Below are 20,574 nucleotides of genomic sequence, written 5' to 3'. Positions count from 1 at the left end.
ACTTGGTTCGTCTGGGTCTGCTCATGTCGACGCAAAGCGTTCAATCGGCTTGAAGTTGATTTTTCAAATCCGATCAGCAAGAACGCTTTGTTGCGGTCACCCAACCCCTGCATCGGATCAGCCGTTGCGATCGCTGCTGCTGCGCCAAATGGGGCGGTTCAAGAGGACCATGTCTTGAGTATTTTGCGCAATGTTGAGAGGCTCTGATAGCCGGCTTCCGTTCCTGCCACAGCGAGTGGGATCCCCTCTGCTAAGCGACGCATGACATGCGAGACCCGCAGTCGCTGTCGCCATTCGATGAAACTCATGCCTGTTTCCGATCGAAATTTGCGCGTCATTGTCCGACGGCTCATACCGACCTTATCAGCCCAGTCATCGATGGTGAGTTTATTGCCTGGATTATCGAGCAGATCCCGGCAGAGTCTGCGCAGCTGCTTTTCGGACGGGAGCGGAACGGTATAGGGTTGTGGATCTGCATTGCGAATTTCATCAAGAATGAGCGCCGCAAGATGGTGTCCTCTGCCGCTTTCATCATAGAGCACCGGTTCATTGGCGAGCGCCTCTATGCTTGCATCAAGCAGCGCTGAAACTTTCACAATCCTTGTCGGCCCCCAGAAGCCCCGCAAGACGCTTTCCTCCAGATAGACAGAATGCATTCTGCATTCTCCGAAGGTTTGAACCGCATGCGGCAAGTCAGGGGCAATGAGTATTGCGTAGCCGCCGGGTAGCATGAACGCGCCTTCTTCGGTCATCGCGGTCATATAGCCGCTGTTTCCCACCAGAAACTGCCCGCGTCGATGACTATGCCAGCCGAAATTTGTAGTCGTTTTGTATTCACGCCGCATCACAGCCAGCGGTCGGTCGATGTTCTGATAGTCGATGGCATGCTTCGGTCGCATTCTAACTTCCAATTGGCCCAATTTGACTAAAAAAGTCATATTTGACGGAAATTGCAGAATTTTGACCCGATTGCAACCGAGTTTGGCCTGACTCAACAGCTGATGATGAATATATTCTGGCGCGCAACGCATGGATATGCGTGTGTAATTTAGAATTATTCTGAATTCTACAATTGCGCAACCTCAAAGATGACAGTCAAAGCCTGCGGTCGTTATCGTCAGCGGGACATAAATCGTTCGCTTGATGAACGACCAGGAGAGCCGAATTGAAGACGAGTGGCGTCGCTGCCTGCGAACGAAATCCAAATCACAAAACAGATCGTTTCTCTTTGCAGGCGTTACTCAAGGCGATGTTGCTGTCGGGTGTGGCTGCACTTGTGCTGTCCAAGCCGGCGATGGCTCAGGAAGCGGGTGCTATTCAACTCAATACTATTGAGGTTCAGACAAGCGGAGGCACCGGGCCGCGCATCCCGGTGAAGGGATATATTTCTGACTACAGCCGCGCCGCCACCAAAAGTGACATGGCTCTTCGTGAAGTCCCGCAATCAGTCTCCGTTGTAACCCGCGATAATATGAATGACAGAGCTGTTCAGTCGGTGAGTGAAGCGATGCTTTACAGCGCAAATGTGAACGCTCAGCGTTACGGTGCAGACGTTCGATCTGATTATTTTACCGTCCGCGGTTTTCCTGCGGATCTTTATCTCGACGGTTTGCGCATTCCCCAGATTGCAAGCCAGTCGGGTGGTTACTCCGGCTTTGTCGTCGAACCCTATTCGCTTGAAAGCGTGGAAATCCTGCGCGGGGCAAGTTCGGCCTTGTTTGGACAGAGTAACGTTGGCGGCATCGTCAATATGGTCAGCAAACAGCCGCAGGCTGAAGCCGCGCATGAGGTCTATCTGCGTGGTGGCAGCTTCGCGCGCAAAGAATTGGGTTTCGACACCACCGGGTCGATCAATAATGATCCGCGACTGACCTATCGGCTCAATGGCATGTTCCGTGACAGCGATACTTCCTATGATTTCGGAAAGAACAATCGTTTTGCGATCAATCCAAGCATCGCATGGCGTCCGGATGCGGAGACGAGCCTGATCGTATCGGGCGGCTATCTCAAAGATGATATGGGACAGGCCGGTGTTATCATTCCGGCTTATGGCAGTGTTCTTCCGACCCCGTCAGGGCAAAACATTGCCCGTGATTTTTCCGATGGAGACCCACGCAGCGCCGTCTACAAAAAGGAAATCGGCTACGTCGGATATGCATTTGAACATCGCTTCAATGATACCTTCACGCTGCGTCAGAATTTCCGCTACTCGCACATGAAAACCGACTACCGCAACCTGTTCACCGGCGTCCTGCCATCGAGTGGCTGGGACGGTCATACCATTCCGCGCACCAATTACCTCGCTCAGCCGGAACTGGATGCAATTGCGTTTGACACGCAACTGGAATCCCGTTTCGAGACCGGCCCATTGTCTCATACCTTGCTGTTTGGTGTTGATCAGCAGTGGCAGCGGTTGGACAATCACACAGCGTCTGCGAGTGGTCCTTCTCAAGACCTGTTCAACCCGACCTACGACAAATCCATAGCCAGGCTTTCGCCCACGACACGTCTGTTGCAAAAGCAGTATCAGACCGGAATCTATGTGCAGGATCAAATCGAGGCGGGAAAACTTCGCGTTACGCTCGGTGGACGCAAGGATTTTGCCCGCATCGATTCCGAGCAGACGACCCTGTCTACGGGCCGCAGCGTGGATTATGATCAGAATCCCGATAAATTCACCGGGCGGGTCGGCGTAGCTTATATTTTCGATTCAGGTTTTGTCCCCTACGCGCTTTATTCGACGTCGTTCCTGCCGACGCTTACCCTTGCCGACACGCCGTTGAAGCCGACAACCGGTACCTTGAAGGAGGTCGGTCTGAAATACGCGCCGGAAGGCGATGACTATTCGCTAACACTCTCGGCATTTGAGGCTGAACAGCAAAATGTCGTCAATCGTATCTCCGGCATTTACTATCAAACCGATGAAGTGCGTGTTCGCGGGGTTGAACTGGAAGCAACGGCACGCTTGTGGGACCGGTTGAACCTCACGGGTGGACTGAGCTTCCAGGATCCGGAAGTCAGCGAAAGCCAGAATCCGGCTCAGATCGGCAAACTGCCTTATACGGTTCCGAAGAACCAGCAGTCACTTTTCGTCAGCTATGACATGCCTTTGCCAAACAGCATCGATGGCACGCTCATTGTTGGCGGCGGGGTGCGTCGTATTGGCAAGACGGCGGGTGACACGCTCAATACATTCTACGTGCCATCCTATACACTGCTTGACGCGTTCCTGCGTTACGATCTTGGTAACTATCGCTTGCAGGTCAACGCCTATAATCTTGGCGACAAGAAATATGTGGCAGGGTGCAATTCCACAAGCCAGTGCTATTTTGGCCAAGGTCGATCCGTTGTGGCAACGACGAGCGTTCGATGGTAGCAGGCTTATCCCGTCGCGGGTTTCTGGTTGGAGCGGCTTTGACCGCGCTTCCGCGCATAGGTGCCGCCGACGTGCCTCGCAAAATCGTGACCCTCGAATGGGCCGAGACCGAAATGGTTCTCTCACTGGGGCTTGTTCCTGCGGGCGTGGCTGATCTGGGTGGCTACAGGCGATGGGTTGGGATCGACAATGAAGCGCTGGTTGGCGCCCTTGACGTGGGGGGCCGCCAGCAACCAAGCCTTGAAGCGCTGATGCGCATCAAACCGGACCTGATCGTGACCTCTGCCTTGCGCCATGCGACGATTGCGGCCCGGTTGAAAGCAATCGCTCCGACGCTTCTCCTGGATGCAGGCACCAATGCTCCGGATTTCTATGAGGCCACAAAACGCGATCTTTCAACTGTTGCAAAAGCCATCGATCGCGCGGGAATCGGGGAGGCAGAATGGCAGTCATTTGAGGAGCGACTGATTGCTGTTGGAAAAAACAACCGCGATTCCGTCAAGCTGATTGTTGCACAGCCGTTGCCTGGGGTTGCCCGGTTGCGCGTTTTCACGTCGAATTCTCTGATCATGAGGACGCTTCTGCAAGCCGGGTTCGCGCTTGGTGCCGAGTTTGGCACTCAGCCCTTTGGCTTTACAACGATTGGGCTTGAAGAGTTGGCAAGCGTGAGCGTCGATACAAAACTGCTGATGCTCGGTGACGCTGTGCCCGATGAGCTGAGCCAAAGCGCCATCTGGTCTGTTCTGCCGATGGTTGCCGCCAAACAGGTCTATGCGATCGGTGGTGATATCTGGCCATTCGGATCAACCAGGTCAATGGCGCGGCTGGTTGAGAAAACGACCAGCGCGCTCGCAGTCTGAATGGAAATCGTGCGATGAGTGCGGTACCCTAGCGGGATTGCTTGCGCATCAAGACAATAAACAATGGGGTCCCGATGAAGGCGGTCACTATGCCTGCCGGGATTTCATGAGGCGCAATGATGGAACGTCCGATCATGTCCGCCAAAACAGTCAGGATCGCGCCGATCAGTGCCGTGACGGGCAGGAGATGCCGATAGCGTGCGCCGCAGCATAGACGCGCCGCATGCGGTGCAATCAATCCCACAAATCCGATGGCGCCGACCGCAGCCACCGCGCCTGCAACACAGAAGGCGGCGAGCACCATCGCCCATATCCTGGTTGAGGCGGGATCAACCCCTAGCGATTGAGCCCCGTCATGACCGAGCGCGAGTATATCAAGCCGCTTTGCAAGCGCCAATGTCAGCAGCGGCAGGATCAGCCAGGGCGAAAGCGCTTCAACATCCCGCCAACTGCGCGCATGGGTCGATCCCGCAAGCCAGGAAAGAGCTTCCGCGACCTGCAGCTTGGCCTCAATCACCACAAGGGTGCTTAAGGCTGACAGGCTGGCTGCAATCGCCAGTCCGGTCAAGGCGATGCTCGCTGGCGATAAACGACGCCCGACTACCGCTATCAAGACAACGACGCTACCTGCACCCAGGGCGGCGAACAAGGCAAAGAGGGGGCTTCCCGGAACAAAGCCTACCAGGAGTGCAAGCAGACTTGCCAGCGCGGCCCCTTGCGCAAGCCCAAGCGTTTCTGGCCCTGATAACGGGTTTCTGGTCACGGCCTGAAGCAACAATCCTGCCACGGCCAATAATGCGCCAGCGCCCATCGCGATCAAAACCCGAGGCATGCGCAGCGTATAGGCGATACTCCAATCGATTTGTCTGCCCAATATGCCGTCGCCCAATGTGAGCCCTGCGAAGACTGCTGCGGACAGGACCAGCAAGAGGCAGCCATAAAGCATGGGCTTTCGAGCAAACAGCACGGTGGCGAGCAAAACATTGGCGCGACTGCCTGCCTCCGTTTTCACCTTGCGAAGTATCATGATCAGAACGGGCGCAGCCAGACACGCCGCGAGAATCCCGGTTGGAACGACCCTGCCTTCCTTGCTCAACCCTTGCGCAATAACGTCGGCGCCCAACAAGGTGACCGCACCCCAAATACATGCAGCTGGCAACAGGATACGATGTTTGATTAAACCAACTGCCCGCAAGAAATTCGGTACGGCGAGGCCGATAAAGCCAATCGGTCCGGCGATGGAGACAGCTGCTCCAGCCAGGATGACGGACAGCAAAAGCCCAATGATGGCTGTGGCTTTTCCCAGGCCGAGGCTTGAGGCAATATCATTGCCCAAATTCATGACATCAAATTGTCTGCCAAACATGATCAGCAGTATAATTCCGGCGAAAACCAGTGGAACGAGCGATAGGATTTTGTTCCAGCCGGTCTGATCCAGAATGCCCGAAGACCAGAGAATAATTCCGGATGCACGATCGTCTGCGGTTAGAATGATTGCTGCGGTCAGTGCTGAAAACGCCAGGCTGACCGCAACCCCCGCCAGTGCCAGCCTGACGGGTTGCGCGCGCAATCCGCCCCCCACGGACAAGCAAACCATCCCACCGATCGCGCCGCCGAGAATGGTTGCTGCGAAACCAGGAAACGCAAAGGGCAACAACAGGCTCGATATGACGAGAGCGAGTTGTGCGCCGCTGGTCACTGCTAGAATATCAGGCGCGGCGAGTGGATTGCGCAGGATCGTCTGCATGATGGTACCGGCAGTTGCGAGGGCCGCTCCGACGAGGATGGCTGCAAACACCCGCGGGAGCCGGATCGTTTCGATGATGATCTGTGCAACCGATTGCGGCCTTGCGGGTGCCAGCAACAGATCCTTTATTGTGACCTGACCACTGCCGGCAATCAGGTCTGCAAAGGACAGAAGCACCAGCAACACGATTCCGAGGATGATCGGGATTAAAGCGAGCCCGAAAGCGCGCGATCGCATCGTGGTTGCAGCATTCATTTTCATTTTCTCACGGCCGATCGCGATGATGGACCCAGCGGGGAAGGCAGAAGGGGATCGGTAAATCCGGATGCTGGGTAATATCGATCTCGAAATCAAATGCCTGTTTGAGATGCGGCTTTGTGAAGACGGTTGCAGGCTCCCCTGTTGTCATCACATGGCCTTCGCGCATCAGGATCACATGATCTGCCAGTTCAATCACCTGGTTGAGATCGTGGAGGACGGCAACGATCGTCAGCGCGCGTTCCCGGTTCAGCTTTTTCAACAGCGATAACAGTTCAGATTGGTGTCGGATGTCGAGGAAATTCGTCGGTTCATCGAGGAAAAGTACAGTGGGATTCTGCGCAAGGGCGAGCGCAACCCAGGCCCGTTGCCGCTCACCACCAGACAGCGATGCCACATGCCTTTGACGCAAGTCTTGCAGACCAACCTGGGCAATTGCATCCTCAATAAATCGTTGATCTTCCGGTCCCAGTCTTGAGAACAAACGTCGATGCGGATGTCGACCATTTTCAACCAGTTCCTCTACGGTCAGCCCGGCCGGCACTTCGGGCATCTGTCCAAGAACAGCGATCTTGCGGGCCAGATCAATGCGCCGTAAACGGCTGATATCCGTTCCTTCGAAGAAGACGGTGCCTTGCGAGGGCGCTTGTAGTCGCGCCATACTCCGCAACAAGGTGCTTTTCCCTGAACCATTTGCGCCGCAGATCACGGTTATTTTTCCTGGCGCAATGGAGACGCTGACTGCGGCTAAAGCCGATGCATTGTCGAAGAGGACGGACAGATCGGTGACACGAATAATTGCATCTTCCATTCTCTCTGATCCTCTTAACGCTGCTTCTATTGCGGGTGGGAATAAGCAACATGGCGGCTCCAGGCAAGGGGGATAGCGGACTGAAGGGTTCTGTGACAGAAAATTCGTTTCGGTGGTGCGGTTTCTGTCCCCACTCAGCGAATTCGATTGCCGGATAGTTTGCCGGAAATCCTAGCCGTCCAATACCGGCTGCACGCTATGCAGGCCCAGCAACGGCTTCGAGAGCCGCCCATCAAATCCGGCGAGGAGGGATGATAGCCATGGCTCCCGCGAGACGCACGGAATTCCGCATTGAGGTCTTGCTCAGTCGGCCGGTTTGAGTTCGGCGAATTTGGCGGCCATCGTCGGATTGCCTCGCGTTAGACGCTTGACCGTCAGATCCTCCGCCTTGTCGTTTGCAAGACGAAGATTGTTTGCTGATTTGTGCAGCGCATCCTTGGTTTTTTCCAAGTCTTTGATGGCTTCATCGATCCGCCTGATCGCCTCTTCGAAGCCATCTGAGGCCAGCCGCCAGTTTCGCCCGAAAGCCGTTTTGAAATCGTCAAGCTGAGATTCAAAATGAGTGATGTCGACATGCTGCGCTTTCACCAGCGCCAGTTCAGTCTTGTATTTGAGAGCACTCATCGCCGCATTGCGCAAAAGCGTGATGATTGGCATGAAAAATTGTGGCCGGACCACATACATTTTTGGATAGCGGTGCGAGACGTCGACAATACCGGTATTGTAAAGTTCACTCTCGGGTTCAAGCAGCGAAACCAGCACCGCATATTCGCAGCCCTTGGTGGTGCGATCCTTGTCGAGCTCTTTGAAAAAATCCTCATTCCGCTTCTTGGTCGCCGTCTCGTCATTCTCATTCTTCATCTCGAACATGATCGAAACGATTTCGGCACCGGTGTCGTCCATATCGCGGAAAACAAAGTCACCCTTGCTGCCGGTACGCGCATCATTGTCCTTTTCAAAATAGGCGCGGGGAAATGCGGTTGCCCGAATGCGGTCGAACTCTGTGGCACAATGTTGTTCGAGCGTTTCACCGATCATCTTTGTCGACAGCTTCAGTTTCATATCGCGCAAGCGCTCGATGGCGTCGTCGCGATCTCTGAGTTGTGTTTCATACTTGTCGCGGAGAGCTGTTTCGGCCAGTTGCTTTTCGAGCTCGACCCGAGCAAGACCATTCTTCAGCGCCTCGCGCTCCTTCTCAACCACACTGACCGCTTCGGTCACAGCAAGTTTCTGTGCAAGCTCACTTGCATCAAGCCTGGCTTTGAGGCTCTGGATTTCGGCATCCTTGGTTGACGCCGTCTTCTGCAGTTCGGCGACCAGCTTCGCCTCTGCGAGTTTGGAGGATGCGTCCTGATCGCGTCGGGCCTTCTCAAGGTCGTTGAGCAGGGCGTCGCGCTGCTTTTCCACAGCGCTCAATGCCTCGGCGATCGCCAATTTTCCTGAAACTTCGCCGGCTTCAAGCTTCGCCTGTAGATGCTGGATTTCAGAATCTTTGGCTGAGCTAACTTTCTGCAATTCCTGAGCGACCCTGGCCTGCGCAAGTTCAACGGCGTTGCGCTTGTCGTGTTCGGCCAGTTCCAGCCGCTCATGCAACTGCGTCTCGAAATCAGTGTCCCGGACCTGTTTTAGGATATCGGCATATCCTGCCTCATCAATCTTGAAAGCCTTGCTGCAATGGGGGCAGATGATCTCATGCATGATTGTCTCTTATAATCTCTGGCTTGAAAGGTTTGAAACCGGGGAGCAGACGAAACGGACCGATGATCGTGGAAAGGATGCCGATCGTGTGGTCAAGCTATTTCCGGTCGTAAACAATGGCAACAAAAGTCGATCCTGCAGCGCTGGCAGTGTTCCGCGTGCAAGGCCGTGGCATTCTCGCAAGGATCCGCTGAGGCAATTCCCTGACCGGCTGAGCGTCCCGGTTCAAGAAGCGACGGGTCCATCGACACCATCTGCTGCATGCAATGATGCACTGCAAAAAGCGACGCCCGCGATTGAAATCAAATCGCAGAAGGCATGCAGGAAAGGCGGTGCTGGAGAGCGTGGGAAAGTTCAACATCTAAAAATATCTATTCTATCAATAATCTGTTTCTAACATCGGTCTTAAAGGGGCCAACCCGGAGCCTCCGATTGGCAACCAGGCATTACATGGCGCGCAACGGCATGCAAAGCATGCTCTGAGAAGCTGGCCGCATTCTGCATTTCCCTGCAACTTGGGTCTCAGTTTGGACAAAGTCGCGTTGCATCTTTGGCTGACAGCTTGAGAGCGCAAGGGGATGCAACCCCAACGAGGATCCCTGCCTTGTAGCAAGGGCGCTCCTGCAAGGTCAACTCCGCTGAAAATTGCCTGGATTGATAGCCGGTTTCACGGTGGCGGAAGCTCTAAAGCGCGGAACAAAGCGCTGCCATTCTCGTTTTAAAAGAGAAGGGAAAGCCAATGAACAGATTTTGGGATAAGCCGATTGAGGTCGCCGGAATCAATGGCGTGACCAATCAGATCAGGAGCGCCGAGGAAGCCGCCGCTTTCATTCTGGATCGATGGCCGGCCGAGATGACGGCCACGATGCTCAAGCCGCTTGAGAAACTGATCGCCGTCCTTGATGATGGGATCTGCCCAGAGGATGCGAGAGCGGAGTTTATGATCGCAATTCAGCACATTCACCGGTTTCACAGCTGATCTGCCGACGCCAGATGATCAAACTGGCTTGATTATCTGCGGTATATATCTTGCATAAGCCAAAAGCAAAAACCACGGGAAAGCCCGTGGTTTTTCAGTTTTCATCACTTCATCAACAGGGCAACTCGTCTGTTTTCCTCCAGCGCTCCTGTCACAAAGGCACGCGATTTGTCGTCATCCAACCCCTCAACTTGCTGTTGTAGGATAACAATATCATCGGAAATGCTGGATATAAGTGCTTTTTTCGCATCAGCGTCCAGCTGCGCAATGATCCTTCTGAGAACGTTGCGCAAACTATATAGCTGTCCCATTAAATGGGCGCAGCGCGCCTCTTCATTCGCCAATCTAGTTGTTCCGTTCTAGCAAGCCTTCCCGTGCACGCGATGATAATCACCGGAAGGGCAATTGGTTCCAGGACGGTCTTAATATCGCTTGACGATCAAGATTTTCCCGTGTCAGCTCGGAGTTTGAAGAGAGGGGCAGTCATAACCGCCTCAAGCCCGGTCGTCTCGTAACGCAGGTTGACATCGCCGGTTCCAAGCAAGCCGGTTCGGATCAGCTTTGTGCCAAAGCCCTTTCGACTTGGTGCCGTGATCTGGGGTCCGCCGCTTTCTTTCCAGTAAAGGGTCAGCGTCTCGGTACCGTCCAGTTTCACAATCTCCATCCTGATCTGCACGCGGCCACCTTCTTTTGAAAGTGCACCATATTTAATGGCATTGGTCGTCAATTCGTGAATGAGAAGCGATATCGATGCGACGCCCTTTGAGCCTATTGCAATCTCGGGGCCCTCAATATCCATTTTCTCGGCTACGCCCAGAGCAGAGGCAATACCGCCTATAAGTTGCGAGAGGGAGCTCTGCGAATTGTTCTGCAGGCGCAGGATCTCGTGTGCCTGGCTAAGGGCATGCAGCCTTTCGGTGAATTTGCTGCGCTGCTCGGTGTCGGCATCGACAAAAGTCTGATTGGCAATGGAATTGACGATGCTGAAGGTGTTCTTGATGCGGTGGGCGAGTTCCGAATTGAAGATCGAGGCGCGCTTTTCGGCCTCAACCTTTCCGGTGGTTTCGACAACCGTGTCGATCATCCCCCCGACATCACCACTTTCAAGCCGGATCGGGCTGTAGCAGAACGTGAAATAGCATTCTTCAGGATATCCGTAGCGATTGATCACCAGCGGAAAATCCTCGATGAAGGTTGCTTCGCCCTGATAGGCCTTCTCGACGATGGGCTGAATTTCGGGCCATGCCTCTGCCCAGATAGCCCTGAAAGACTTGCCCATGCAGTTTTCCTTGGCACCAAGGATAGGACGGAAAGCATCATTGAAAACTGTGATGAAATGCGGACCCCAGACAATTGCCTTGGGAAAATGCGATGCCAGCATCATCTGCACCGCTGTCTTCAGCGCGGCCGGCCATTGCGATGGTGCGCCCAGCGGGCTGCTGTCCCAATCAAAGCGGCGTATTTCATCCGCAGATTGTCCGTCTGCGTTCAAGAACGCATAATCATTGTTCATCAAGATCTCTTTCACATCTGGCAAGCAAGAGAACTGATGATCAGTTGCCGCTTTACGGATCTCTATATTAGGACATGCTTGACATGGAAAGCAATCTGCGGGGCGGCGCAATTCATGTAATCTCGCTAAGCCTATGAAGATAATCGGTTTTTTATTTGCCTCTGTCGCCATCTGCGTTAGATTGAGCAGAAGACATTTCCTGATGCGAGGTTCCGCGATGAAATTGTTCATGTTCCAGATTGGTGGTGATTGTGGCGGTTCGAATGTCGAGCTGCACGACATACGCTTCTGTGTCGGAAAGACCGCCTCGGACTGCTATGATGATTTGCGGTCGCAATGGTGGGGCAATCCGAAAAGCCTGCATGTGGACTGCTGGGGAGAGATCCGCCATTTCGACGGTTACGACATCCAGATTGTGCCGCGGCGCAACAATTTGGATAACAACAAGCTATTCTTTATCAATCTGGGTGGATATGACCCCGCTGAATTTGGCGAGTTGCATCGCAACGTGTTGCTGGTTTGTCCCGACGCCAAAACCGCCAAGGCGCGCGCGCTGGCAGAAATTCAGCATTGGTCCCAGCCGCATAAGGATAAGGCCTTTGAAGTCGAGAAGGCTGTCAATATAAGCAAGACTGTTGAGGCGAGAGGTTATTCAATCGAACTCGTCCCCTCGCCCGCCGCTATTCCGTTTGATTTCGTCTGCAGATATCTGAAGATCGGCTGCTAATGGTGCTATAGCGCCATCGTCTTGAGTGGCTCCGGCTTCTTGCCATCCGGCAAAATCGTCTGCAGGTGATCATAAACCACATTTGCGCTGAAAGGTTTTCGCACAAAGACCGCACCTTTTGGCAGTTCGTCCCCTTCTGGCTGAACCATGCCGGAGGCAATGAGTATTCCGATATGAGGCCAGTCTTGAGAGCAGCGGCGGGCGAGGTCAAAACCGGTCAATTCGCTGGGCGGCATCTGGACATCGGTGAACAGCAATTGAAAACGGTCGGCGTCAGCTTCGAGCAATTCCAATGCTTCTTCAACATTGCTCGCCTCCTTGACCCGAAAGCCGGCCGTCTCCAGAATGTCGACAACGTCCATGCGGATAATGACATCGTCATCGGCCACGAGCGCGTAGGGTGTTTTGTTGTTGGTCATTGAAATTCCTCACAATGGATTGCTGATAACAACACCCATGACGCGGAAACGATCCCTCGCTTTTTCATTATTCCAAAAAAATTGCCTTATGCGCGCAGGCAGCGAGGCGTGCCACGTATGGCAAACCCCATGGCGCTGGGCGCCGCACACTGCAACGCCATGCCTAAAAGCGGGTGATGGCCGGTTGCTCGGTCGCTTGACGGGCGGCAAAGGGTTTGAGCGCAGAAAGCGTCTGCAGGCCTTGCTGAATTTGCCATCAAGCCGTCGATCGCTGCTGCCTTTTTGCGTCAGGCAGAGCCGCTGGGTTTGCGTGCTGTCTTGATGATCTCGACAACCATTTCCGACGCTTTCTGCAGCGAAGAAACTGGAAGAAATTCATAGATGGAGTGGAAATTATGCGCGCCGCAGAACAGATTGGGGCAGGGCAGGCCTTTTTCCGATAAGACCGCGCCATCATAGCCGCCGCGCATAGGTAAAGGACGTGGCTCGACGCCGAGCGTTTTCATGGCCTCAAGCGCGATCTGCACAGGATAATAATTGTTGCCGCGTAGCGTCTCGGCGACATTTCTGTAGACGGGCTTATAGTGGAGCTGCACGCTGCCTTCGCCATACAGACGGTTGAAACTCGCTGCCAGATTCTCGATGAATGCGCGGCGCGTTTCGTAGCCTTGGGTTGTAAAATCGCGGATATCGATAGTGAGCTTTGTTTCGGCAACCGTTCCCTGGATCGCCTTGACCCAGTAATAGCCTTCGGTGCCCTCGGTATATTCGGGACGCTCACCGGCTGGCATCATCGCCATGAATTGCTGAGCATAGAGGATGGCGTTGCGCAGCTTGCCCTTGGCTGACATCGGGTGGGCGGGCTGGCCTTTGAACGACAGGTGAAACTCACCGGCGTTCCAGTTTTCATAGACGATCTCCCCGCGCGCACAGCAATCAAGCGTATAGGCGAAATCGGCATGAAGGGAGGGTACGTCAAGAGCCTTGGCGCCGAGCAGGCCAATTTCCTCGTCGGGGACGAACACCACTTTGACAATACCGTGTTTGATCTCGGGATGCGCGGTCAGGACCTGCATGGCGTGCATGATTTCGGCGATGGCTGACTTGTTGTCTGCGCCCAGCAGACTGCTGCCATCCGTGACGATGATCCTGTCTCCAATATAGTGCTGAAGTTCAGGAAAGGCCTCAAGCCGGATCACTGAGCCGGTCGCCTTGTTGAGCAGGATATCTCCACCTGCATAATCGACCACATGCGCGTGGGTGTCGGTTGCGTATTCGGCGGAGGTATCAAGATGCGCAACCCAGGCAATGGTTGGAAACTCTGCAATCTGGCTATGGTCAACATTGGCAGGCAATGTGCCCACAACGATCGCATGCTCTCGCTCCTCGACCTCCATGCCAAACGCGCGCATCTCGTTGGCGAGAAGGCGGGCAAGGATATGCTGCCCTTGGCTTGAGGGCAGGGTATCCGCATTTGGCACGGCGGTGGTGTTGATGCGGGTATAGGCTAGAAAGCGTTCAACGATATCCATTTTTCAAGTCTCGGCATATGTCAGTCATTGTCGCCGGGCTGCGGCGGGGCGCTCAAAAACAAGCGGTGTGGCTTCAACCGCTTGTCAGCAATATATGTGGTTCGCGTCGCTGCGGGCCTATTCCTCGATGTCGACATCCTCGAAAAGATAGCCCCCGAATGGGTCGATCCGGAAGTTCTTGACCTTCTTGCTGACCGGCTGTTCGACGATCTGATGGGCGATGGTCAGCCATGGCGCCTGTTCCTTGAACACCAGCTGCGCCTGTTCATAAAGCTTTCTGCGCTCAGCCTGGTCGGTTGTCAGTTTGGCGGCCTGGATCAGCTTTTCAAAATCCTGGTCGCACCAGTTGGCGCGATTGGCGCTGCCGACGGCCTGGCAGCTCAACAGAGCGGCAAGAAAATTATCGGGATCAGCGATGCCGCCTGTCCAGCCCAGCATGACCGCACCATCCCGGTCTTTGTCGAGCGAGCGCTTGAGATACTCACCCCAGTCATAGGTGACGATTTCGGCAGTGACCCCGACCTTGGCAAAATCGGCCTGAATCAATTCAGCCGCCCGGCGTGCATTGGGCATATAGGGCCGCTGCACCGGCATTGCCCATATCTTCATGTTGAGATCATTGACACCGGCTTCGGCAAGCAGCTTGCGCGCCTGTTCGGGATCGTAAGCGTCATCCTTGACTGTCTTGTTATAGCCCCAGACACTGGGCGGCAGCGGATTGACGGAGACGACCGCTGAGCCCAGATAAACCGCGTCGATAATGGCCGGCTTGTTGACGGCCATGTTGAGCGCCTTTCGCACCCGCACGTCGTCAAATGGCTTTTGCTGGGTATTATAGGCCAGGAAGGAGAGGTTCAACCCTTCCTTGTTCTGCATTTCGATTGCCGGATCTTTCTTCATCTCCGCTATATCGGCGGGATTGGGAGCGGCGATGACGTGGCATTCACCCGTACTGAGCTTTTGATGGCGCACGGCCGCATCGGGGGTGATGGCGAAAATGAGATTGTCGATCTTTTGCTTGCCGGCCCAATAATTGGGATTGGCCTGGTAACGAATGGCACTGTCCTTCTGATAGGCAACAAACTGGTAGGGCCCAGTTCCGATCGGTTGCTGGCTGAACTCGGCGATGCGATTTTCGGCCACCAGCTTGTCGGCATATTCCTTGGACTGAATGACTGCAAATGTCAGCGACAGGCTGGGAATGAATGTTGCTTCGGGCCGCGTCAGTACAAATTTGACAGTGTAATCGTCGACCCGCTCAATCCTGTCGATCAGCGCGGGAAAGGAATAGGCACCGAATTGCGGCCAGGTCCCCTGATTATAATAGGGATTGTCCTTGTTGCCCTGGCGATCGAAGGTGAAGATGACATCATCGGCATCGAAATCGCGGGTCGGCGTGAAATAACTGGTGGTGTGAAACTTCACGCCCTTGCGCAGATGAAAACTATACTCCTTGCCGTCGGCCGATACCTCCCAGCTTTCTGCGAGACCGGGCTCGAGCTCGGTAAAGCCACGCTTGATCTTGACAAGCCCATTGGAAAGATTGCGCGCAGAAGCGTCGTAAACAGCGCCGGACGTCGTCTGTGCGGCGTCGAACATTTCGGGAGAGGCCTCAGAACAATAGATCAGCGTCTTGGCAAAGACCGCGGTGATCGCCGTGCTGTTGAGCGCAACCGCAATCAGGGCTGCTGATACTAGTTTTTGATAGGTTTTCATGAGGCTGCATTCCCTTGCTGCCGTGGCGATCGGCGTCCCGTGGTTGGTTGTTGCAGTCGCCTTTTCAGCTGATTCTAAACAACGAATTTGTCATTTGATCCCGCAACGACAAAGGAGGCAAGTATAAATGGGCTTAGGTCAGCAGCTTTTTCCGCTTCCTGGGAGTTCGGGGATCATCTGACGCAGCAGGTCGCGCAGGATCAAACGCACCGCAGCGGTCGCCGCCGATTGTTCGCGATCACGCGGGGTGATCAGGCGTACTTCGCGTATGATCGCCGGTTCTGTGAGCGGGCGTCCCACAATGCCGCGACCGCGCAGGGCAGTGAACGCATAGGCAGGCAGCACGGCAATTCCGGCATTGACCTCGACCAGTGAAAGCACGCTATGGATCTGGTTGACTTCCATATGCGGCCTCAACGACAGTCCTGCCTGTTCGAACCCCATTTCGGTCAACAGGCGGATATTGCTTTTCTGGGTGAGGGTGATCAGTGGCTGATCATCGAGTTGCGACCAGGTGACGTGATCATAGCCGGCAAAATCATGATGGGGCGATACGAAGATCATCAGCTGGTCGCGCAGTGCCGTCTGGCTTTCGACATCGGAATCCTCACCTGAAAACGTACCCACTCCCAAGTCGCACCGACCTGTTCTCACTTGTTCGAGCACGATTTCCGGACCGACATCCTCGATCTTTACCACGAGATTGGGGTGTTCATCGGCCACGCGACGAACCAGCTGCGGCAGGATCGTGGTGCATAGAAGCGGCGGTGCTGCGATACTGACCTGACCGCGCCGCAGCTTGCCAAGATCACGTACACTATCGGAGGCGCGGTCGATTTCGGCAAGTCCTGCCAGCGCGCCGACCGCGAAGGCGCGTCCGGCTTCGGTCAGGTTCACCCGGCGGGTCGTACGATCGAAAAGTCGTGCGTCAAGCACAGCCTCGAGATCGCGGATCGTGTGAGAAAGATTGGCCTGGGTGGTTTTCACGCGCTCGGCGGCGCGGGAGAAATTTCCCAGTTCGACGACGGCTTGGAAGCATTCAATCTGACGCAGTGTGGGTCGCATGCGATCACTTATGTGTTTTTGTTTATGAATATATTCTACTTACAATACTTCCCGAATGAAAGAAAGTCAGGCTCGATCAGAGACAAGCGGGTTTGGAGTGACCCGTGCTGAAGCGAGGAATTTCCGATGAAGTATGACCGGCATAATGCCAAGACCCATTCGCGCGCGACCATGCGAGGAATCTGGGCTGCGGCAAACACGCCTTTTACCGATCAAGGCGCGATCGATGAAGAGGGCTTTCGCAACAATGTCGATCACTGGATCAATGATCTTGGCATTGACGGGCTTTTCGTTGCCGGAAAGCAGGGCGAGTTTTTCGCGATGTCGGTGGACGAGCGCAAGCGGATGTTTGAGCTGGCGGTTTCGGCGGTGGGCGATAAGGCGCAGACGATCATGTCCTGCTCGGATCAAAACATGGATGTGGTCATTGACCTTGCTCGCCATGCACAGGCCTGCGGTGCAGATTATATTGTTGTCCATGCGCCGGTACTGCATTTCCTGCGTGCCCAGGACGAGACGCTGCTGCGCTACTATGAGACCATCGCTTCGCGTGTGGATATCGGCCTTGCGCTCTGGTCGCATCCCGACAGTGGCTATTTGATGAGCCCCCAATTATGCAATCGGCTGGCCGACATTGAAACGGTGGTAGCGATCAAATATTCGGTTCCCCGTGCGATGTATCGCGAGCTCACGCAACTGGCCGGGGATCGCATTCTGGTTTCCACCGCATCGGAAGAGGAATGGTTGGATAATATTCTGGAACTGGGCTGGCAGCTCTATCTGTGCTCGTCGCCACCCTACACATTGCAGAGCCGTGCTGACCGCCGCATGCGCGATTACACCGATCTTGCCTTTGCCGGCAAAGCCGATGAGGCAAGGGCGGTGTTCAAAAGCCTTGACAGCCTGCGTCACGCCTTCAAGTCGACGCGACCTGCGGAAAAGCCGACAGCGCATCAGAAATACTGGCAGGAATTGCTGGGTCAGGTGGGTGGACCGGTGCGTGCGCCAATGCTGGAACTGACCGAAGCCGAAAAACGCGTGATCCGGGAGGCGTTTGAGCGCTGTGATCTGAAACTTTCCTAAAGCAAACCGAAAAGGGGAACAATATGACAAGACGAGCCGCATTTAACTTTCAAAAATGGATTGATGAGCACAAGCATCTGCTGAAGCCGCCGGTCGGCAACCAGCTGGTCTTCAAGGATGCGGAGTTGATGGTCACTGTGGTTGGCGGGCCCAACAAGCGCACGGATTATCATGACGATCCGGTCGAAGAATTCTTCTACCAGCTCAAGGGTGACATGCTGCTGAAGCTGCACGACACGGCGACCGGTGAGTTTTATGATGTGCCGATCCGCGAGGGCGATATATTCTTGCTGCCCGCCCATATCCGACACTCGCCGCAGCGTCCGCAGGAGGGATCGATCGGACTGGTGATCGAGCCGGCGCGGCCCGAAGGCGCGCTTGACGCTGTAGAATGGTATTGTTTCGAGTGCAGTGGCCTGGTGCACCGCGCCGAGGTCGATCTTGAATCCATCGTGGATGATCTGCCCCCGCTTTACGCTGCTTTCTACAATGACAAGAAACTGCGGACCTGCCCGCATTGCGGCAGCATCCACCCCGGCAAGAACCCGCCAGAGGGCTGGGTGGCACTTTGAAACGCCAGCGCCCGGGCTAATGATCGGGCGCCTTCCGGGAACAAGCAATAAAAATTCAAAGGGGAATGCGATGAAAGACAAATTGTTGCTGATCGGCCTTCTATCGGGGCTGGCGACAAGCGCTGCTGCGGAACCGGTCAAGATCGGTGTGATAACGACCTTGTCGGGCCCAGGCGGTTATCTGGGCCAGGATATTCGCGACGGCCTGCAGCTTGCAATCGACGAGGAGGGCGGCAAACTGGGCGGTGTTGCAGTCGAGCTCAAGGTTGAGGACGATGCCGCCAAGCCGGGAAACGGACGCCAAATCGCTGAACGGTTCATGTCTGAAGACGGGGTCAAGCTGTTCACCGGGATCATTTTCTCCAATGTGCTGGGTGCAGCGGTGCCCGATATTGTCGATAATGATGGCATCTATATCAGCGCCAACGCCGCTCCCTCCAATATGGCGGGCAAGGACTGCAATGCGAATTACTTCGTGGTTTCGTGGCAGAATGACGCGCTGCATGAGGCGTCGGGGATCGCCGCCGAGCAGGAGGGGTTCAAGCGGGCCTTCATTCTGGCGCCCAATTATCAGGCGGGCAAGGATGCGCTCGCCGGTTTCAAGCGCGGCTTCAAGGGCGAGATCGCCGGCGAAATCTACACCCAGCTTGATCAGACCGATTATTCGGCAGAAATGGCGCAGATCCGCGCGGCCAATCCAGACGTGGTTTTCCAGTCGCATCCGGGCGGTATGGGCATCGCATTCATGCGGCAATATCAGCAAGCCGGTTTGTTGGGCAAGGTGCCGATGGTTCTCTCGGAGCCATCCAGTGACGCAGTTATCCTCAAATCTCTGGGCGCGGCGGCAATCGGCTTGATGGCGACCAGTCACTGGAGCCCGGATATCGACAATGCCGCAAGTCATGCGCTGGTGACAAAATGGAAAGCAGCCTTTCCCGACCGGCCGCTGACCTATTATGGGACGCAAGGTTATGATGCTGGCCGTCTGATTGCCTCGGCCTTAAAGCAGACGGGCGGGGTTGATGATATCGAAGCGCTGCGCACAGCATTGCGCAAGGCTGATTTCCAGTCTGTCCGGGGCAGCTTCGCTTTCGGACCGAACCAGCATCCGCTGCAGGATTGGTATCTGGTCGATGTCGTGGCTGGCGAGGACGGCAATCCGACAACCAGGATCAAGAAGAAACTGATTGAGAATTACGGTGATTCCTACGCGCAGGCTTGCAAGCTCTGAGCCGGGTTGCGGGCGCGCACAGGTTGCGCGCCACCCAGTTATTATCTGTTTTGAAGGTCAGTTTCCATAATGACACTCATCGTCGAACAACTTCTCAATGGCCTTCTTTACGGCGTCATGCTGTTTCTTCTTGCCGCCGGGTTAACGCTGATCTTCGGAATCATGGGCGTGATCAACCTGGCACATGGGTCGCTTTATATGATCGGTGCCTTCATCGGCACCTTTGTCGCGGTTCAGTCGGGAATGTTCTGGCTGGGGCTGCCAGTGGCAATTCTCGCCGCCATGGTGGTGGGTATTGCCATCGAACTTGGTATCATGCGGAAGCTTTATCAGCGCGATCATCTTGATCAGGTGCTGGCGACCTTCTCGCTGATCCTGATCTTCAATGAGTTGACCGTTCTCACTTTTGGGCGGCAGCCGGTCTTCACGCAGCTGCCCGCATCGCTCTCGCAGCCAGTTGAGCTGTTTGAGGGTCTGAGTTACCCGCCTTTCAGGCTGATGATCATTGCCGCGGGTCTGCTGGTCGCAGTCGGACTTTATCTTTTCATCAACAGGACCCGTATCGGCATGCTGGTGCGCGCAGGCTCTACAAACCGGGATATGGTGCGGGCATTGGGTATTGATATCAGACTGCTTTACACGCTGGTCTTTGCACTCGGTGCGGCATTTGCCGGGCTTGCCGGCTTCATGACCGGTCCGATCCTTGCCGTTCAGGTCGGGATGGGAGAGCAGATCCTGCTTGCAACTTTTGTCGTGGTGGTCATCGGCGGGGTGGGTTCAATCAAAGGCGCTTTCATCGCCGGCATTTCACTGGGGATCATCGATACCTGTCTGCGCGCGTTCCTGCCTGGTATCCTGCGCAATGTGATGGCTGCCGCGCAAGCCGATGCCTTGGGCGTGGGAATTGCCTCGATGGGAATCTATCTTTTGATGGCCATCGTTCTGCTGTTCCGCCCAAAAGGCCTGTTTCCGGTGGGAGGATAGATC

General features: G+C 55.0%; 18 protein-coding genes. 8 read left to right on the top strand and 10 right to left on the bottom strand.

Annotated elements, in window-relative coordinates:
• Positions 1 to 158: 158 nt before the first annotated feature.
• Complete coding sequence (locus CEV34_RS17390) at positions 159 to 899, bottom strand: AraC family transcriptional regulator (RefSeq protein WP_007881415.1); 741 nt, start codon at positions 897 to 899, stop codon at positions 159 to 161.
• A gap of 350 nt (positions 900 to 1,249) precedes the next feature.
• Between CEV34_RS17390 and CEV34_RS17385 the strand changes: the two genes are divergently transcribed.
• Both CEV34_RS17385 and CEV34_RS17380 read left to right on the top strand, forming a co-directional pair.
• Positions 1,250 to 3,376 (top strand): TonB-dependent siderophore receptor, encoded by a 2,127-nt coding sequence (locus CEV34_RS17385; RefSeq protein ID WP_374891541.1) that lies wholly within the window; start codon positions 1,250 to 1,252, stop codon positions 3,374 to 3,376.
• Positions 3,370 to 4,236 (top strand): iron-siderophore ABC transporter substrate-binding protein, encoded by an 867-nt coding sequence (locus CEV34_RS17380; protein WP_007881410.1) that lies wholly within the window; start codon positions 3,370 to 3,372, stop codon positions 4,234 to 4,236. The genes CEV34_RS17385 and CEV34_RS17380 overlap by 7 nt, the downstream gene beginning before the upstream one ends.
• 28 nt (positions 4,237 to 4,264) lie before the next feature.
• Here CEV34_RS17380 and CEV34_RS17375 read toward each other — a convergent pair whose 3' ends face one another.
• From CEV34_RS17375 to CEV34_RS17365, 3 genes are all read right to left on the bottom strand, one after another.
• Positions 4,265 to 6,238, bottom strand: a complete 1,974-nt coding sequence (locus CEV34_RS17375; protein ID WP_094544148.1) for an iron ABC transporter permease — start codon at positions 6,236 to 6,238, stop codon at positions 4,265 to 4,267.
• A gap of 10 nt (positions 6,239 to 6,248) precedes the next feature.
• A complete protein-coding gene (locus CEV34_RS17370; protein ID WP_064323020.1) occupies positions 6,249 to 7,052 on the bottom strand; it encodes an ABC transporter ATP-binding protein in 804 nt (267 codons plus the stop codon).
• Between the two features lie 303 nt (positions 7,053 to 7,355).
• Positions 7,356 to 8,750, bottom strand: coding sequence for a DUF2130 domain-containing protein (locus CEV34_RS17365; RefSeq protein WP_094544147.1), 1,395 nt, complete (start codon positions 8,748 to 8,750; stop codon positions 7,356 to 7,358).
• Positions 8,751 to 9,489: 739 nt separating this feature from the next.
• Here CEV34_RS17365 and CEV34_RS17355 point away from each other — a divergent pair.
• On the top strand, positions 9,490 to 9,729 hold the full coding sequence (locus tag CEV34_RS17355) for a DUF982 domain-containing protein (RefSeq protein ID WP_083898701.1): 240 nt from the start codon (positions 9,490 to 9,492) through the stop codon (positions 9,727 to 9,729).
• A gap of 104 nt (positions 9,730 to 9,833) precedes the next feature.
• On the opposite strand, the gene CEV34_RS17350 is transcribed toward CEV34_RS17355, so the two are convergent.
• Both CEV34_RS17350 and CEV34_RS17345 read right to left on the bottom strand, forming a co-directional pair.
• Positions 9,834 to 10,073, bottom strand: coding sequence for a hypothetical protein (locus CEV34_RS17350; protein ID WP_143853417.1), 240 nt, complete (start codon positions 10,071 to 10,073; stop codon positions 9,834 to 9,836).
• Between the two features lie 95 nt (positions 10,074 to 10,168).
• Positions 10,169 to 11,242 carry a PAS domain-containing sensor histidine kinase gene (locus tag CEV34_RS17345; RefSeq protein ID WP_094544144.1) on the bottom strand — a complete coding sequence of 358 codons (1,074 nt, stop codon included), beginning with the start codon at positions 11,240 to 11,242 and terminating at the stop codon, positions 10,169 to 10,171.
• 229 nt (positions 11,243 to 11,471) lie between these two features.
• Here CEV34_RS17345 and CEV34_RS17340 point away from each other — a divergent pair, with 229 nt between their 5' ends.
• Complete coding sequence (locus CEV34_RS17340; RefSeq protein ID WP_235819097.1) at positions 11,472 to 11,969, top strand: DUF1543 domain-containing protein; 498 nt, start codon at positions 11,472 to 11,474, stop codon at positions 11,967 to 11,969.
• A gap of 5 nt (positions 11,970 to 11,974) precedes the next feature.
• On the opposite strand, the gene CEV34_RS17335 is transcribed toward CEV34_RS17340, so the two are convergent.
• From CEV34_RS17335 to CEV34_RS17320, 4 genes are all read right to left on the bottom strand, one after another.
• Positions 11,975 to 12,388: a response regulator gene (locus CEV34_RS17335; protein WP_094544142.1), complete on the bottom strand. Its 414-nt coding sequence runs from the start codon at positions 12,386 to 12,388 to the stop codon at positions 11,975 to 11,977.
• A 287-nt stretch (positions 12,389 to 12,675) separates the two neighbouring features.
• Positions 12,676 to 13,920, bottom strand: coding sequence for a peptidase T (pepT, locus tag CEV34_RS17330; RefSeq protein WP_007881376.1), 1,245 nt, complete (start codon positions 13,918 to 13,920; stop codon positions 12,676 to 12,678).
• A gap of 117 nt (positions 13,921 to 14,037) precedes the next feature.
• Positions 14,038 to 15,636 (bottom strand): ABC transporter substrate-binding protein, encoded by a 1,599-nt coding sequence (locus CEV34_RS17325; protein ID WP_094544141.1) that lies wholly within the window; start codon positions 15,634 to 15,636, stop codon positions 14,038 to 14,040.
• Between the two features lie 138 nt (positions 15,637 to 15,774).
• Complete coding sequence (locus CEV34_RS17320; RefSeq protein ID WP_064323029.1) at positions 15,775 to 16,701, bottom strand: LysR family transcriptional regulator; 927 nt, start codon at positions 16,699 to 16,701, stop codon at positions 15,775 to 15,777.
• Between the two features lie 126 nt (positions 16,702 to 16,827).
• Between CEV34_RS17320 and CEV34_RS17315 the strand changes: the two genes are divergently transcribed.
• The 4 genes from CEV34_RS17315 (at position 16,828) to CEV34_RS17300 (ending at position 20,571) form a co-directional block, all read left to right on the top strand.
• Positions 16,828 to 17,784, top strand: coding sequence for a dihydrodipicolinate synthase family protein (locus tag CEV34_RS17315; protein WP_094544140.1), 957 nt, complete (start codon positions 16,828 to 16,830; stop codon positions 17,782 to 17,784).
• A 23-nt stretch (positions 17,785 to 17,807) separates the two neighbouring features.
• Complete coding sequence (locus tag CEV34_RS17310; RefSeq protein ID WP_094544139.1) at positions 17,808 to 18,356, top strand: 3-hydroxyanthranilate 3,4-dioxygenase; 549 nt, start codon at positions 17,808 to 17,810, stop codon at positions 18,354 to 18,356.
• Between the two features lie 70 nt (positions 18,357 to 18,426).
• A complete protein-coding gene (locus CEV34_RS17305) occupies positions 18,427 to 19,587 on the top strand; it encodes an ABC transporter substrate-binding protein (RefSeq protein ID WP_064323269.1) in 1,161 nt (386 codons plus the stop codon).
• Positions 19,588 to 19,656: 69 nt separating this feature from the next.
• Positions 19,657 to 20,571, top strand: coding sequence for a branched-chain amino acid ABC transporter permease (locus CEV34_RS17300; protein WP_094544138.1), 915 nt, complete (start codon positions 19,657 to 19,659; stop codon positions 20,569 to 20,571).
• Positions 20,572 to 20,574: the final 3 nt, after the last annotated feature.

The organism is Brucella pseudogrignonensis (assembly GCF_002252525.1).
Classification (GTDB): Bacteria; Pseudomonadota; Alphaproteobacteria; order Rhizobiales; family Rhizobiaceae; genus Brucella; species Brucella pseudogrignonensis.
This window is presented reverse-complemented; position numbering and strand designations above follow the sequence as displayed.

What these genes read in the sequence shown, in the direction of transcription:
- CEV34_RS17355 (WP_083898701.1), top strand. Translation starts at nt 9,490, where the DNA reads ATGAACAGATTTTGGGATAAGCCGATTGAGGTCGCCGGAATCAATGGC.
- CEV34_RS17315 (WP_094544140.1), top strand. Translation starts at nt 16,828, where the DNA reads ATGAAGTATGACCGGCATAATGCCAAGACCCATTCGCGCGCGACCATG.
- CEV34_RS17305 (WP_064323269.1), top strand. Translation starts at nt 18,427, where the DNA reads ATGAAAGACAAATTGTTGCTGATCGGCCTTCTATCGGGGCTGGCGACA.
- CEV34_RS17365 (WP_094544147.1), bottom strand. Translation starts at nt 8,750, where the DNA reads ATGCATGAGATCATCTGCCCCCATTGCAGCAAGGCTTTCAAGATTGAT.
- CEV34_RS17380 (WP_007881410.1), top strand. Translation starts at nt 3,370, where the DNA reads ATGGTAGCAGGCTTATCCCGTCGCGGGTTTCTGGTTGGAGCGGCTTTG.
- CEV34_RS17385 (WP_374891541.1), top strand. Translation starts at nt 1,250, where the DNA reads ATGTTGCTGTCGGGTGTGGCTGCACTTGTGCTGTCCAAGCCGGCGATG.
- CEV34_RS17370 (WP_064323020.1), bottom strand. Translation starts at nt 7,052, where the DNA reads ATGGAAGATGCAATTATTCGTGTCACCGATCTGTCCGTCCTCTTCGAC.
- CEV34_RS17310 (WP_094544139.1), top strand. Translation starts at nt 17,808, where the DNA reads ATGACAAGACGAGCCGCATTTAACTTTCAAAAATGGATTGATGAGCAC.
- CEV34_RS17325 (WP_094544141.1), bottom strand. Translation starts at nt 15,636, where the DNA reads ATGAAAACCTATCAAAAACTAGTATCAGCAGCCCTGATTGCGGTTGCG.
- CEV34_RS17375 (WP_094544148.1), bottom strand. Translation starts at nt 6,238, where the DNA reads ATGAATGCTGCAACCACGATGCGATCGCGCGCTTTCGGGCTCGCTTTA.
- CEV34_RS17345 (WP_094544144.1), bottom strand. Translation starts at nt 11,242, where the DNA reads ATGAACAATGATTATGCGTTCTTGAACGCAGACGGACAATCTGCGGAT.
- CEV34_RS17340 (WP_235819097.1), top strand. Translation starts at nt 11,472, where the DNA reads ATGTTCCAGATTGGTGGTGATTGTGGCGGTTCGAATGTCGAGCTGCAC.
- CEV34_RS17390 (WP_007881415.1), bottom strand. Translation starts at nt 899, where the DNA reads ATGCGACCGAAGCATGCCATCGACTATCAGAACATCGACCGACCGCTG.
- pepT (WP_007881376.1), bottom strand. Translation starts at nt 13,920, where the DNA reads ATGGATATCGTTGAACGCTTTCTAGCCTATACCCGCATCAACACCACC.
- CEV34_RS17300 (WP_094544138.1), top strand. Translation starts at nt 19,657, where the DNA reads ATGACACTCATCGTCGAACAACTTCTCAATGGCCTTCTTTACGGCGTC.
- CEV34_RS17335 (WP_094544142.1), bottom strand. Translation starts at nt 12,388, where the DNA reads ATGACCAACAACAAAACACCCTACGCGCTCGTGGCCGATGACGATGTC.
- CEV34_RS17320 (WP_064323029.1), bottom strand. Translation starts at nt 16,701, where the DNA reads ATGCGACCCACACTGCGTCAGATTGAATGCTTCCAAGCCGTCGTCGAA.